We start from the raw sequence: 15269 nt of genomic DNA, 5'->3' as shown, positions 1-15269 counted from the left end.
AGCAACGCAATCAAAGTGCGGTGTACCACCAGAAGGTGAACCAACCAAATAGTAATAGCAAAGGCAACTTCTGTATTAAATACAGATGAACGATATCCGATCAGTTTACATGATCGGGTAACGTTCATTGTGATTTTTTTACGCTATTGAGGGGCTATTTCCATCGGATGAGTTACTCACCAAATGGCAGATACTCCACAACTTCCAGGTCAAACCCGGAAAGAGCCGCAAAGCGGATGGGCGAGCTTAACAGGCGCATCTTGCCAACGCCCAGGTCCCGCAAAATCTGTGAGCCGGTGCCAATGGCCTGGTAGGCTCTGGACATCCCATCGGAAGACGAACGCTCATTGGCATCAACAAAGCGCTCCAGGGCCATTCCCAGGTCCTGGTGGCTGCCGGAATCCAGCAGTACCACAACCCCGCAGCCTTCTTCGGCGACCCTGGCCATGGCTTTATGCAGAGACCAGCTGGTGCGGGTAGCGTCACTGTGGGCTGCCAGCAGGTCACGGAACGGTTCCATGGCGTGAACACGAACCACGGTTGGTGAGTCCGGCGTGATATAGCCTTTGCTGAGTGCCAGGTGTTTGCAGTCGCTGATGCTGTCCTGGTAAACCGAAAGATCAAACTGGCCAAAGTCGGTATTAATGACCCGTTGCTCAACCTTTTCTACGGTTTTTTCATGGACAATCCGGTAGTGGATCAGGTCGGCAATAGTACCAATTTTCAGGTCGTGCTTTTCTGCAAACGCTTCCAGGTCAGGGCGACGGGCCATTGAGCCATCTTCATTCATGATCTCGATAATGGCGGCTGCCGGTGTCAGCCCTGCCAGACGGGCAAGATCACAACCGGCTTCGGTGTGGCCAGCGCGGCTCAATACCCCGCCGGGTCTGGCACGAAGTGGGAAAATATGACCTGGCTGGACAATGTCGGCCGGGCGTGAAAGTGGGTCAACCGCCGTTAAAATGGTTCTGGCCCGGTCCTGAGCGGAAATACCCGTGGTCACCCCTTCTGCCGCTTCAATGGATACGGTGAATGGTGTGCCATAGCCAGACTGGTTGTCCGAAGCCCCCACCATTGGCGGAAGGCCAAGGAAATCACAACGATCGCCGGTCAGTGTCAGGCACAGCAGCCCCCTGGCCTCACGGGTCATAAAGTTAACAATTTCCGGGGTGATTTTCTCCGCAGCGATGATCAGATCACCTTCGTTCTCACGGTCTTCATCATCCATCAGTATGACCGGCTTACCGAGGCGAATGTCCTCTAGAAGTTCTTCGATGGAGTTCAGCTGCATAATGTCCCTCTGATAACCGGTGGTTTCCGGTACGATTTCTTATCAGCTATAAGCGAAAAAATGTGTGGCGGCTATTTTACTCTTTTCGTCAGGGGTTAAAAGCGGTTTATGGGGAATCTGTGCTTTGTTGTGATTTGCCTGTAATGTTTTAGGCTAAGCATATTGTTGCTGTTTATCGGGCTGGTCACTATTCAATGGAATGATAAAGGGACTAATTATAATGTTTGGAAATGCATCGGATGTATTAAAGTCTTCTGCTGACGTTCTTGAAAATTGGAACAGTGCAGGCAACCACAGCCGCTGGCGCTCCCTGGATATGCAAAAGGTGAATACGTCAGATGGACGGCTGGTTTATAAGCTGGAGGTCAAGGAAGGTTTTTTTCTTATCTGGTCAATCATGTCAAATGTTTCCTCCTCGCATCCCATTACAGGAAAACCATGGAGGAAGCGCTCCAGGCACCGACCATAGAGAAAAGCATAAAGGAGCGGTATGTTGCAGGGGTTAACAAGGGGGTTGTGCCCTTTGTGAGTCACATACCATATCAGGAATCATTGCCAGCAATCGAGGGTGGCCAGAATGCAAATCGTCAGACAACCGGATCGACAGAGTCAGACGATGATTCAGGTTATGAAACGGCCAGTAAACTGAGTGACATTCCTGACCCATGGGATGTAGATGACATGGAACGTGTATATAGGTTTCCTGATGAAGCGCAGGATGAAGGTTATTCTGAGAGCCCTGTGAGCCATAACCATGCTGACACGTTTAATGATGAACTCCAGCAAGCATTAGCGGACAGCAGGGTGACCGAGGTCACGGATCAGTTGAGACGTGCTGACCGGGAGGCAGTTGAGCTGGCAGAAGCTTTAAGTCACAGCCTGGCTACCGCAAATGATGAGAATGATCCCGCTTTGGCCCGGGCGTTAGCGCTCAGTAGAGAAACGCAGCAACTGGATGAGCAACTGCGCAGTGCCAGAGAACGGGCAGATGTGGCAAAGGCCACTCAGCGTAGCCTGGACTCAGGCACTTCAAAGATTACTGAAAGTGATCCCGCTATGACGCAGGGTCTCGCTTCAAGTAAAGAGTCGGACGCCGTTCGACGAGCAAAAGCTATCCGGAAAGAGCGAAAGGCGGCAGCCATACTCGAGAAATACCACCGGAAGTTTGTTAAGACGGTTCGCGATGGCAATTGTTTTTATGATGGTATGTCCAAAATTAGACGTGATGCCAGCATCACGGAATTAAGACAAAAATCCTACGATGAGGGAAAAAGGTGCCTGGATGGTAATGGTAAGCTGAAGTTTCACCCGGCACTCACTTCTTTATTTGAAAAACAAATTGACAAGTTAATGGAGTCTTATAATTATGCCCAACAGATTGATCTTCGTCTGATGGCATACACTGAAAATTGCTGGATCATTGTTTGCGATCTTGATGAAAAGGTAGTCAACGTTGCAGGCCCTGAAGGTGAGCTTGAAGAGTATCCAAAAAAAACATTGTCTGAAATCATGGGGCAATACCCTGAGGCAGAATTATTTGTATTCGATAAAGAGGGTAGACACTACATGACAGGCAAGAAAAAGTAGTACTTAACGCACCAGGATAGAAAAAATCGAAAGCGCGCTAACAATTGTCTACTAGCGAGATCCTCACTCGTTGGAGCGTGCTATTCTCAGGCCCGCAACGGATCGGAAAATTTTTCAGGCTTGGGCAGTATTTCTAATTGAGTGGTTAAGCTTTCCAGGATATTTTCTATCTGGCCTGAATCAAGACGTGCGTTTAAAAGGTCTGAGATGATTTTCTCCTGCTCATTACTAAGTTCTTGTTTCAATCTTTTCAAGCTTTTGTTAGGGCCTTCTCTACAAATTCTTATTTCATGCTGAAGGCAATCAGAGCAATGTTTGTGTCCGGGCGGGACTCCCACACAGTCGTGACCCATCATGTCGAGCAGGGATAGCAAAAGCTCACCTATTTTTTTCTGTTGTCTGCGATTCCAAATGAGGGGATCATTAGAATTATTCGGTCGGCCGAAATCAGAAATTTTCAGCCTGTTCTCCCGGGCAACATACAGGACATTTTTCTTGCCAATATCTGCACTGATAATCCTGCCTTTTTGCAGTATGTGAAGATACCCTCTTAATAATTCGGCTATAAAAAAGTTCAGCTGTTTGCTATTCAACTTTGTTTTGTCTTGCCCCCATAAACCAATGAGTTGATATACGTTGCAGTCTGCCAGCTCCATGGCAATGGTAGAACTATCCAGAGAGTGGTCCAACATGGTTACAATATTTGCATGTGGGTTTAATGCTTTGAAAGCATTGATTTCAATTTCACCGTAATGGCTGGTTTTTTTCAGTGCGACATATTTGTTTTCTGTATTTCCTGTTATTTTTTCAGCAAGAAACACTTTCGAGAAACAACCTTCGCCAATCTGATGTTTTTTTATATATCTTCCAGACATGAGCGCTACAGTTTCATTGTTTTCGTCAAAATGTGCTTGTGGTGGATGTGGATGAGTTGATTCAGATGGATTAACAGATTGCATTTACTAACCTCAATTTTCGATTAAGTTATCGTTAGTGGTTGTAAGTAGTTCTTCCTTTGCTTTCACATAAATCGCTAACCGTTATATTAGTAATAACAACACCTTGTTTCTTCCAATAAAATGGAGCATTTTTAAGCAGAAAATCCCCATCTTTTGTTGGGAGCAACTTATCAAGACAATGGTCGCGCTGTGATTTTCCAGTCATTACCTATTGCCCGGATATCTTTGATAACCAGCTCTTTTTTTCAGACATGCTTTGCAGTGGTAAGTTCAATAGGGGCCTTGCTGCTGAGCCCATCAGAATCGGAGCCATGAATACCACCAGCTCATCAATCAGGTTTTCAGCCATCATACTGCCAGCCAGTTGAGCGCCGGTTTCCAGTAGCACCTCGTTACACTCCCTGCGTCCCAGTTCTGCTAATAGTGCCGGGAGGTTAACTCTGCCAGCCGTTTGTTCTTCGGCATGATCTAAAACCAGAACTTCAGCGCCCGCCTGCTCCAGCTGTGCTTTTTTCTCGGGGCAGCATGGTGAGGTGGTAACGATCAGGCAATGCCCGGGGCCTGAAATCACTTTGGCATCAATGGGCGTTTGCAGTGTGGAGTCCAGAACCACCCGCAGAGGCTGACGTTTGCAGATTGCTTCGGCATTGGCCAAACCCAGTTCATCGGGGCGAACCGTCAGTGACGAGTTGTCGTGAAGAATCGAACCTACCCCGGTGATAATGGCACAACTCTGTGCCCTGAGTTTTTGCACTTCACTGCGTGCCTTGGGGCCGGTAATCCATTGGGATTCACCGCTGGCCATGGCGGTTCTGCCATCCAGGCTCATGGCCAGTTTTGCTCTGACCAGTGGCATGCCCGTCGACATACGCTTGAAAAAACCTTCATTCAGGGCCCGGGCTTCATCGGCAAGAACGCCGGATTGGATTTCTATCCCTGCTTGCTGAAGCAGGGCCATGCCTTTACCGGATACGGCCGGGTTGTCATCCTTTATTGCCGCAACCACCCGTGCGACACCGGCAGCCTTGAGGGCTTCTGCACAGGGCGGTGTTCTGCCAAAATGGCTGCAAGGCTCCAGGGTTACATAGGCTGTGGCACCTTTGGCCTTTGTGCCAGCCATGCGTAGTGCATGCACTTCGGCGTGAGGCTCTCCTGCCTTTTCGTGCCAGCCTTCGCCAACAATATGACCGTTGACGTCTACAATTAAACAGCCAACTCTCGGGTTGGGCATGGTTGTATACCAACCTGAGCGAGCCAGCTCGATAGCCTTAGCCATAAAGCCACTGTCTATCGCTTCTTGGGTCATTGGAACCTCGGTTATTACTTTTTCTTATCGATAACAATATGGCTGAACGAGCCATCCGCATTGATTTTGAAAGCTTTGCCAAAACCAACGGTATACTGGCCGTTTTCAGGCGTCAGGGCAAAGAGGTGAAAGTCCGGGAGATTGCGCAAGACTTCCACCGTATTGCCAAATTTTTCCTGAATCAGATCCAGCCAGTGGTCACAGCGTTCGGTGCCTCTTGCCAGCTCATCGGCCTGACAGTGGAAAAAGGCGCGCTCACGGGCAAACAGGTTTTTGGTTTCTGACTCAGGGGCGGCAAACAGGATTGAGCACACAGGGTTAGCCAGCAGATTGGGAGTGTGGTGAGCCAGTTCGCTGACGAATATATAAAAAGTACCGTCTTCCCCCCGCAGGTAAGGAGTATAGCTGATTTCCGGTCTACCTTGTGGAGAAAGCGTGGAAAGCGTTAACGTTTGATGGCTGTTCACCAGCTTCTCGCAGCGTTCAGCGATGGCCGCAAGTTCTTCACCTTCTATAACTGCTACTTTCTTGCTCATGACTACCTTGGGTGAGAATCAGCATCATTAGCGGAGTAATATAACCTATTGCGAGCTTTATTGTCTCTTCGTATAGATGGCGCGCCCAAAGGAGTAGGATGATGGCATCATTGATGCCGGGTTATCGATTCAAACAGGTTTTTCCGTTGGGACGTGACTAACCGATGTGTCCCAGTAGGCTACTTTCTCTTTATTCTGATTGGTTGCTACAACGAATTCTGGTGATTTGACCAGTTCGGGCAAATACTTTTCAAGAAAAATCTTATCATAGAGGAAAAAGCATTGGTCTATAAGGTCATCATAGGAGAGGAAGGTATTAGAATGCGGTAATTTTGAGTCTGGGTTTAGAATATTTGTGTAAATCCGCCGGGAAGCTTGAAGACAGCTTTCCATAACGTATTTTGGCATTTTTATTTGAATATCTGCTTCTGTCCTTGCACAACAGGCTCTGGAGGGAAGTGTTTTATAGCCATGAAGCCATAATAGCAGCTGTGATGCAGGTTTTTTTATATGAGTGTGGCCGTTTAAATAGCCCGGTTTTACGAACTTGCTGTATACATTAACTTTAACCCTGATGCCTTTTGTCGGATCCTCTGGATCTATCGGTTCATAAGCATATTTTGTATAGCCTTGGTTAACGCAGCCGCTAAATTTTTTATGCTCAGGCAAGTTGGGGTAGGCGGGCTGTTGAAAACTTGTAATCTGACCCGTATTCATAATCATTATTTCCAAGGTTTTATGAATTAAATTTAATGGATTTGGAGTCAATCCATTTTCAGGAATCAGAACTTAGAATATCCGTAAGGTTAAAAAGTTCAGTTTTAAAGTATCTGTGCCTCCCGAATCATCACAGAGAGGGTTTTCACAATGACCATGGCCATAAACAGCCTTGGAGCCCAATGCATCTCCCGAACGTCTTGCACAAACTGTCTGATCATCATTGCACCTGTAACTTTCACGAAGTGGGGGGGGGGACAGGTTATCGTTTTTTCCTTAAAAAATAAAAGCCGGATTGCTGTTTTTCCTGCCCTGCTTGCTGTTTGTGGGTAGTCCGATAGACTACGAAGGATTTTTGCAACCGATTAAAATGCCAGAGGGAGTATGACGTGACCAGAGTTGCTATTGTAGGTGCCGGCGGAAGAATGGGGCGAATGCTGGTGGAAGCCGTTGCCGCTGATCAGCAGTGCCAGCTGGGAGCAGCAATTATCAAGCCTGGCGACACTCTGTTGGGGGTCGATGCGGGAGACCTGGCAGGGGTTGGCTCACTGGGTGTGCCATTAACAGATAGCCTGGTGGCAGCTGTTAATGACTTTGATGTTTTGATTGATTTTACCACCCCGGAATTGACCATGCAGAATGTTGCCCTGTGCCAGCAGTATGGGAAAGGCATTGTGATTGGCACCACTGGCTTAAGCAATGATCAGAAGGCAGAGTTCGCCAAAGCGGCAGAGGATACCGCCATCGTTTTTGCGCCTAATATGAGTATCGGGGTCAATCTGGTGTTCAAGCTGCTGGAGATGGCTGCCAGGGTACTGGGTGATGACGCAGATATTGAAGTTATTGAAGCGCACCATCGTCATAAGGTGGACTCACCCTCCGGAACGGCACTGAAAATGGGTGAAGTGGTGGCAGATATCCTGGGGCGTGATCTGCAAAAGTGCGCTGTTTACGGTCGCGAAGGGTATACCGGGCCAAGAGACCGGGAAACCATTGGCTTTGCCACTGTTCGAGCCGGTGATGTGATTGGTGACCATACGGTGCTGTTTGCCTGTGAAGGTGAGCGTGTGGAGGTAACCCATAAAGCCAGCAGCCGGGTGATCTATGCCCGGGGCTCATTGCGGGCAGTTCGATTTATTTCTGATAAAAAGTCCGGCCTGTTCGATATGCAGGATGTTTTGGGTCTGAAAACCTGAATTCACTGGATAACAATACCCTTCGTTTTTGCACTGATGGCGTTGTAGTAACTGATTAAACAGTTAGTGATTTATCTGGAATCAACGGTCTGGCTGCATGGTTGATTACTGAAGAGAACTTAAATCACTGCCCGGTGTGCTGATAATGCGGAAAATGGGTGAAAAAGGAGGTTGATAGTGATGATAGTATCCGGCGTTGTTCCCCCTCAGGGGTGGCGGGATTGGTTAGCAAATCAGAGTCTTGATACCATTCTTGATGGCATTGAAGGTTTCCCGAGGACCGCTGAAGGACAGGAAAAAATGCTTCCGGGCAGTAATACAGCTTGCGACAGAACTGCCCGCAGCCTTTGTTCCCGTCATATTGCGGCTTATAATGGCTCTGTTCCGGGAAGCATGGGTAAATCGATGAAAAGGCCGTTGCCTGCAAGCACGGACCTTGAAGTGGTGCCTCAGAAATTAGCAAGAAATGAGCTATCCACTTTTAGTAAAAACAACCCGCCCGGGTCAGCAAATAACCACAGGGAGAGCCGTAACTCTGATTTATTCAGGATGCGCTTTGAGCATCGGATGGAGGGAATCATCAAAAAAAACAGATTACAGCTCTTGATCGAAACACAGAAAAAAAAGAGTGAGCTGAAAAGCAAAGAAAACAAGGCGAAGAGAGTTTTGGAAAATCTAGGTTTCAGCAGACGCAGTCTGGGTCATTTAATGCATCCTATGGAATATGCATTCAAGGTACTTTTACACGATGAATCTTCAAGAAAACTGATTGAATTGGAAATAGAGATTCAACAACTGACATTTGAGCTTAAGCAGAAGGAGTTGCAGAAGAAGTTTAGGGCGCGTGTGTATAGTCAGGCGATTCGGGCGATGTCCAATTGTCCAGAGTTGGTCGGAGGAGCGAGAAGAGCGGTTGAAGAATATATGAATAAACAAGGCTGGGTTGAGTTGCTGCCTCTTGATGCCCTGAATCAAAAATCACCTGGCGACCAAAAAAAGTAGTGGAAAAGTTAGTTGATTTATAGTGTAATGCATTAAATTTGCCTTGAATTTATGATGTGCGCGACAGGGTGCAAGATCAAAAGCGAGATGGTTTTTTAAAACATCTCGCTTTTTTTGGGTCTTCAAACTGGAGGACTTAAAGCATCATAGCGTTCGGGCATAAGGCGCTCAGGTTCAAGTTCGGGAGGATCCTTTGACTAAGACGGCTGTTTTAGCTCTGGAAGATGGCAGTATTTTCCGGGGAATTGCCATCGGTATTGATGGTGAGACCAGTGGTGAGGTGGTTTTCAACACGGCAATGACCGGTTATCAGGAAATTCTCACCGACCCTTCCTATTCCCGCCAAATCGTTACGCTCACCTATCCCCATATTGGTAATACCGGTATTACTCCGGAAGACGAAGAATCCCCACAAATCCAGGCCGCCGGTCTGATCATCAAGGACCTGCCACTGCTGGCCAGCAACTGGCGCAGTAAAATGTCTCTGGATGACTATCTGAAATCCCGCAATATTGTCGCCATCGCTGGTATCGATACCCGCCGCCTGACTCGAATTCTCCGGGAAAAAGGTGCGCAGAACGGCTGTATCCTGGCGGGAGACGCCCTGGCCGGAAAAGCGGCTGAAGCCAAAGCACTGGCCAGGGCCCGTGAGTTTCCGGGCCTGAAAGGGATGGACCTGGCAAAAGAAGTCACCACTGACCAGCCTTACACCTGGACAGAAGGTGTCTGGAATCTGGAGACCGACAGCCATGCCGACGTGACGGACCTGCCGTTTCACGTCGTGGCTTACGATTTTGGTGTAAAAAGAAACATTCTGCGCATGCTGGCTCAGCGAGGCTGTCGGCTTACCGTTGTACCAGCCAAAACACCCGCCGAAGAGGTTCTGGCCCTGAATCCGGATGGTATTTTCCTCTCTAACGGCCCCGGTGATCCAGAGCCCTGTGATTACGCCATCGCCGCCATTAAGGACATTCTGGATACTTCTCTGCCGGTGTTTGGTATCTGTCTGGGGCATCAGCTGCTGGCTCTGGCCAGTGGTGCCAGGACCGAGAAGATGAAGTTTGGTCACCACGGTGGCAATCACCCGGTTCAGGATCTCAAGACCGGTCAGGTCATGATTACCAGCCAGAACCACGGTTTTGCCGTAGCGGAAGACTCGTTACCAGAGCACCTGCAGGCAACCCATAAGTCACTGTTTGATGGCAGCCTTCAGGGTATTGAGCGGACTGATCGTCCTGCTTTCAGCTTCCAGGGGCACCCTGAAGCAAGCCCGGGCCCACACGATGTGGCCGGGCTGTTTGACCGTTTTGTTGAGATGCTGAAGGCAGCAAAGTAACCAACCCCGTTTTGATGTGAGAACAAGATGCCAAAACGTACTGATATTGAAAGTATTCTGATACTCGGGGCTGGTCCAATTATTATCGGCCAGGCCTGTGAGTTTGACTATTCTGGAGCGCAGCCTGTAAGGCGCTGAAGGAAGAGGGGTTTCGGGTCATCCTGGTAAACTCCAATCCGGCGACCATTATGACCGACCCGGCCATGGCGGACTCAACCTATATTGAGCCAATCCGCTGGGAGACCGTCGAGAAGATTATCGAAAAAGAGCGCCCGGATGCGATTCTTCCCACCATGGGCGGTCAGACCGCGCTTAACTGTGCCCTGGATCTGTTCCATAAAGGTGTGCTGGAAAAGTACGGCGTGGCCATGATTGGTGCCAACCAGCAGGCCATCGACAAAGCCGAAGATCGCCAGCTGTTTGACCAGGCCATGAAAAATATCGGTTTGGCAACGCCGCGCTCCGGTATTGCCCATACCATGGAAGAAGCCCGCGCCGTTCTCGATCAGGTTGGCTTCCCCTGTATTATTCGTCCGTCGTTTACCATGGGCGGCACCGGGGGTGGGATTGCCTATAACAAAGAAGAGTTTGAGGAGATCTGCTTCCGTGGCCTCGACCTATCGCCCACCAATGAGCTGTTGATTGATGAGTCGCTGATTGGCTGGAAAGAGTACGAGATGGAAGTGGTTCGTGACCGCAATGATAACTGCATCATTGTCTGTGCCATCGAAAACTTTGACCCCATGGGGGTTCACACCGGAGACTCCATTACCGTCGCGCCAGCCCAGACGCTGACCGATAAGGAGTACCAGATCATGCGTAACGCCTCCATTGCGGTACTGCGTGAGATTGGTGTGGAAACCGGTGGTTCCAACGTACAGTTTGGTATCTGCCCGGACACCGGCCGCATGGTGGTCATTGAGATGAACCCCCGGGTATCCCGTTCTTCTGCCCTGGCTTCCAAGGCTACCGGTTTCCCCATTGCCCGTGTTGCCGCCAAGCTGGCGGTGGGTTACACCCTGGATGAACTGAGCAATGAGATCACCGGTGGTGTGGTTCCTGCCTCTTTTGAACCATCCATTGATTACGTGGTGACCAAAATCCCCCGCTTTGCCTTTGAGAAGTTCCCTCAGGCAGATGACCGTCTGACCACTCAGATGAAATCGGTGGGTGAGGTAATGGCCATTGGTCGTTCATTCCAGGAGTCTGTGCAGAAAGCACTGCGTGGCCTGGAAACTGGTGCCACGGGCTTTAACTCCATGTTTGATATCAAACTGGATGCCTGCTCTGATGCAGAACGTGAAGATGCACTGGCCAGAATCCGTCGTGAACTGGTGACACCGAAAGCCGATCGTATCTACTACGTTGCGGATGCCTTCCGTGCCGGTATGACCCTGGAAGCGATCTTTGCTGAGTGCATGATTGATCCATGGTTCCTGGTGCAGATTCAGGACCTGGTGAATGAAGAAGCGTTACTGGCTAACGACGCGGTTAATGGCAAAGGTCTGACCTCTCTATCAAAAGAGCGCCTGTTCCGCCTGAAGCAGAAAGGCTTCAGCGATGCCCGTATGGCGGAGCTGCTGGGTATTCAAGAAGCCGAAGTACGCAACTATCGTCGTAAACAACAGGTCAAGCCCGTCTACAAACGCGTGGATACCTGTGCAGCTGAATTCCAGTCTACGACAGCGTACATGTACTCTTCCTATGACGAAGAGTGCGAAGCCGAGCCTTCTGGCCGTGAAAAAATCATGGTGATTGGCGGTGGGCCAAACCGTATCGGTCAGGGGATTGAGTTTGACTACTGCTGTGTCCATGCGGCACTGGCGGCGCGGGAAGATGGCTACGAAACCATTATGGTTAACTGTAATCCGGAGACCGTTTCTACCGATTACGACACCTCTGACCGACTCTACTTTGAACCGGTAACCCTGGAAGATGTACTGGCCATCATCGATGTTGAGCAACCCACCGGGGTTATTGTTCAGTACGGTGGCCAGACGCCGCTGAAACTGGCCCGTGCCCTGGAAGCCGAAGGTGTGCCGATTATCGGTACCAGCCCTGAAGCCATTGACCGTGCCGAAGACCGTGAGCGCTTCCAGCAGATGATCCAGAAACTGGGTCTGTTGCAGCCCGCTAACGCCACGGTTCGCAGTGAGCAGGAAGCGGTGGCCAAAGCGGCGGAGATTGGCTATCCACTGGTGGTTCGTCCCTCCTATGTTCTGGGTGGCCGTGCCATGGAAATTGTCGCCGGCGAAGATGAGCTGGTGCGTTATATGAAAGACGCTGTTCAGGTATCGAACGACAGCCCGGTGCTATTGGACTACTTCCTGAACCGTGCAGTAGAAGTGGACGTCGATGCGGTGTGTGATGGCGAACGTGTGGTGATTGGCGCGATCATGCAGCACATCGAGCAGGCGGGTATTCACTCCGGCGACTCCAGCTGCTCGCTGCCGCCTTACAGCCTGAACCGTCGTCATCAGGATGAAATCCGTGAGCAGGTTCGTGCCATGGCGTTGGAATTGGGCGTTGTGGGCCTGATGAATGTGCAGCTGGCCATTCAGGATGACCAGATCTACGTGATTGAGGTGAACCCCAGGGCTTCCCGTACCGTGCCATTTGTCTCCAAGTGCATTGGCCACTCCCTGGCCAAGATTGCGGCACGGGTGATGATGGGCAAAACCCTGGAAGAGCTGAACTTTACTGCTGAGATTGTGCCACCATACTACAGTGTCAAAGAAGCGGTTTTCCCATTTAATAAGTTCCCCGGCGTGGATCCGATTCTTGGCCCGGAGATGAAATCCACCGGCGAAGTGATGGGCGTTGGGGCTACCTTCCCGGAAGCCTTCCACAAGGCGCAGCTGGCTGAGAATATGCAGCTGCCACAGGGGGGTAAGGTCATTCTCTCCGTCCGGGATTTTGACAAACCGGAGTTGCCGATGGTGGCTCGTCTGCTGATGGATATCGGCTTCGAGCTGCTGGCCACCTCCGGCACGGCAAAAGTGATTGAAGAAGCCGGTTTGCCGGTCACCACCATCAACAAAGTGCATCAGGGAAGACCGCATTTGGTGGACATGATCGTCAATGGTGATATAGCCTTCGTCATCAATACGACTGAAGGTCGTCAGGCCATTGCTGATTCTTACCTGATCCGTCGCTCTGCATTGACCAATAAGGTGCTATATACAACCACCATGGCGGGAGCAGAAGCGATTGCGCGTTCGATCGCCTTTGGATCTGAAAGATTGGTCAGACGGCTTCAGGATCTACACGAAGGTAACGTTGGATGAAAAGAATTCCCATGACGGTGGAGGGGGGAAAAAGCCCTCCGTGAGGAACTGGCTCATTTGAAGGGGGTGGAACGTCCTCGTATTTCTGCGGCTATTGCTGAAGCACGTGAGCTCGGAGACCTTAAGGAGAATGCTGAATACCATGCCGCCCGTGAGCAGCAGAGCTTTGCCGAAGGTCGCATCAACGAGATTGAAGCCAAGCTCTCCAATGCCCAGGTCATTGATATTACCACCATCACCAAGACCGGCAAGGTGCTGTTCGGTACCACGATTGTACTGATCAACCTGGATGATGACCGGGAAGTCACCTACAAGATTGTCGGTGATGATGAAGCAGATATCAAAGTGAACAAGATCTCTGTCAACTCACCCATTGCCCGAGCCCTGATTGGCAAGGAAGAAGGGGATGTGGTTGTGGTTAACACACCTTCTGGCGGTGTTGAATATGAGATTGATGAAGTGCAGCATATTTGATTAATGCATCACTGAGCGGGTATTTTTTTCCATACTTATTGAAGCCCTGTGTTGTCTGAAGCAGCACAGGGCTTTATTTTGGCCAGATGTGCTGCACTCTTTTTGCGCTTTAAGTAAGCAGAATTTCTGTGGCGTTGTCTGTCAAGCGCCTTTTCGCGCTCAGAGTATGCGGGGTCTTTACGGAGCTCCCTCTGGCGCAGCCTGTGATTCTTCAGGTAAACGGGATCTTGGCGACGCCTCCTTTGATACTCCCTTTGATATTTCTTACGGCGCTCTGCGAAAGCGGGATCATTTTTGTAACGCATTTTTTTGCACATAGATTGGCGCACTTTGTACAGGCTGCGGCGCTCTGCATATGAAGAATCATTCTTATGGGACTTCCTTTGGAGCCCCCTTTGGTTCCCCGGGAAAGCAGGATTATTGTGAAGCTCCTTGTTGTGCATAACGATTGGCGAGTAATCAACTATTCCCTGTATTTTGCTTGTTTGGTTCAGGCTCAGTGGGTTAACTACAGCAGTTGGTCGTAAATCCTCTGGGTTGTCGACAGGAAAATGAGTTAACCTGTTTTCTGGATTCAAATAGCTTACTGATGTTGGCCCCATGATCTCAGGTTCGCTTCCTGATAAGCATACCTGCTGAATAAAGGGAATATCTGATGTTGATGGCAACGTATAATGAAATCGTTGATCATCAGAATTCCAGGGTACATATTGATCCAGGGCTGATTGAGGTATCTCGGGAATATCATTGATGAAATTGTTTGCTGAAGCGGCAGGGTCTGGAGAATTAATAGTATATTTATTCAATGAATTAAAAGAGTCAGCAAAATTTTCATGTGTATCTGACTGATTATGGTAAACCGGAAAAGGAGCGTTCAGTGTCTGAACAGACAGGCCCAGGTATTCAGGCTGTTGCCCACTGACACCAGATTTATACGTTTGCCCCGGTAAATCTGACACGCCGCAATGAAGGTCGGTAAAATAAGAATCGAATGAAGGTATGTTGTTAAGGTGATTCATTGAATTGTAGCATTACTGACTTACAGCTTGAGATCACTCTTTCTTATAAAAGTTCCTTCGTGGCACGGTTTCAATGTAATTGATGGGTTCCTTCTATCATGCAATTCGTTTAATTGCTCATTCCAAGAGGTTGTTACTATGCAGGCTTCAGGTGTAAACCAGGTTCAACAAGGTGCCCACGATGCAGTTGACAATCTGCCATCGGCTGGTGTTTCACGCCATATAAGGAAAAAAGCAACAGATTTTGGCCGATGCGTTGCCATTATTACTGCGGCAGTACCTTTTTGTGTAGGTTGTATCGGACATCATTACCTGTTTACCAGTACCGATCTAGGACGTCGGTTAATAGCACGTGAATCAGACACTGCGATGAAGGTGGTAGCTGTTCTAGAGGCAATTTGTATATATCCTGTGATTGTGATCGTTACGAAAATTGCCGAACATGTATGTATGCGCCCTGGAGGCTCTATTTTCGAGCGAGTCTGTACTTTGTTGGATGCCTATGAGCGACAAGCAGCCGGGGATGACGTTCCAGATCGACCAGAATGAAGTAGATAGG

Annotated in this window: 11 protein-coding genes and 2 pseudogenes; 7 read left to right on the top strand and 6 right to left on the bottom strand. The window is 49.3% G+C overall.

Annotated features, from left to right (window positions below; all coding sequences use genetic code 11):
- Positions 1-172 precede the first annotated feature (172 nt).
- A complete protein-coding gene (gene ribBA / locus O3276_RS09535; RefSeq protein WP_269675421.1) occupies positions 173-1291 on the bottom strand; it encodes a bifunctional 3,4-dihydroxy-2-butanone-4-phosphate synthase/GTP cyclohydrolase II in 1119 nt (372 codons plus the stop codon).
- 438 nt (positions 1292-1729) lie between these two features.
- On the opposite strand from ribBA, the gene O3276_RS09530 reads away from it, so the two are divergent.
- Entirely contained in the window at positions 1730-2878 is a 1149-nt protein-coding gene (locus O3276_RS09530; protein WP_269675420.1) for a hypothetical protein, read from the top strand.
- Between the two features lie 86 nt (positions 2879-2964).
- On the opposite strand, the gene O3276_RS09525 is transcribed toward O3276_RS09530, so the two are convergent.
- The 4 genes from O3276_RS09525 to O3276_RS09510 all read right to left on the bottom strand — a co-directional run bounded on the left by O3276_RS09525 (position 2965) and on the right by O3276_RS09510 (position 6396).
- Positions 2965-3837, bottom strand: coding sequence for a protein kinase domain-containing protein (locus O3276_RS09525; protein WP_269675419.1), 873 nt, complete (start codon positions 3835-3837; stop codon positions 2965-2967).
- A 208-nt stretch (positions 3838-4045) separates the two neighbouring features.
- Complete coding sequence (gene ribD / locus O3276_RS09520) at positions 4046-5143, bottom strand: bifunctional diaminohydroxyphosphoribosylaminopyrimidine deaminase/5-amino-6-(5-phosphoribosylamino)uracil reductase RibD (protein ID WP_332328207.1); 1098 nt, start codon at positions 5141-5143, stop codon at positions 4046-4048.
- Positions 5144-5157: 14 nt separating this feature from the next.
- Complete coding sequence (locus O3276_RS09515) at positions 5158-5679, bottom strand: HugZ family pyridoxamine 5'-phosphate oxidase (RefSeq protein WP_269675418.1); 522 nt, start codon at positions 5677-5679, stop codon at positions 5158-5160.
- Between the two features lie 129 nt (positions 5680-5808).
- Positions 5809-6396: a hypothetical protein gene (locus O3276_RS09510; RefSeq protein WP_269675417.1), complete on the bottom strand. Its 588-nt coding sequence runs from the start codon at positions 6394-6396 to the stop codon at positions 5809-5811.
- Between the two features lie 389 nt (positions 6397-6785).
- Between O3276_RS09510 and dapB the strand changes: the two genes are divergently transcribed.
- From dapB to greA, 5 genes and pseudogenes are all read left to right on the top strand, one after another.
- Positions 6786-7592, top strand: coding sequence for a 4-hydroxy-tetrahydrodipicolinate reductase (gene dapB / locus O3276_RS09505; protein ID WP_269675416.1), 807 nt, complete (start codon positions 6786-6788; stop codon positions 7590-7592).
- Between the two features lie 177 nt (positions 7593-7769).
- Positions 7770-8594, top strand: a complete 825-nt coding sequence (locus O3276_RS09500) for a hypothetical protein (RefSeq protein WP_269675415.1) — start codon at positions 7770-7772, stop codon at positions 8592-8594.
- A 193-nt stretch (positions 8595-8787) separates the two neighbouring features.
- The gene (gene carA, locus O3276_RS09495) at positions 8788-9930 is read left to right on the top strand and encodes a glutamine-hydrolyzing carbamoyl-phosphate synthase small subunit (protein WP_269675414.1); all 1143 of its coding nucleotides are present in this window, start codon (positions 8788-8790) and stop codon (positions 9928-9930) included.
- A gap of 27 nt (positions 9931-9957) precedes the next feature.
- A pseudogene (gene carB / locus O3276_RS09490) lies at positions 9958-13217 on the top strand (carbamoyl-phosphate synthase large subunit).
- Positions 13214-13691: pseudogene (gene greA, locus O3276_RS09485) on the top strand (transcription elongation factor GreA). Before carB ends, greA begins: the two co-directional pseudogenes overlap by 4 nt.
- Before the next feature lie 35 nt (positions 13692-13726).
- Here the strand turns inward: greA and O3276_RS09480 are convergent.
- Positions 13727-14710, bottom strand: a complete 984-nt coding sequence (locus tag O3276_RS09480) for a hypothetical protein (protein ID WP_269675413.1) — start codon at positions 14708-14710, stop codon at positions 13727-13729.
- 138 nt (positions 14711-14848) lie between these two features.
- Between O3276_RS09480 and O3276_RS09475 the strand changes: the two genes are divergently transcribed.
- Positions 14849-15259, top strand: a complete 411-nt coding sequence (locus tag O3276_RS09475) for a hypothetical protein (protein ID WP_269675412.1) — start codon at positions 14849-14851, stop codon at positions 15257-15259.
- Positions 15260-15269: the final 10 nt, after the last annotated feature.

The organism is Endozoicomonas sp. GU-1 (assembly GCF_027366395.1).
In the GTDB taxonomy this organism is placed as follows: Bacteria; Pseudomonadota; Gammaproteobacteria; order Pseudomonadales; family Endozoicomonadaceae; genus Endozoicomonas.
The sequence above is the reverse complement of the archived record's forward strand: the minus strand, read 5'-3'. Positions and strand labels throughout refer to the sequence as shown.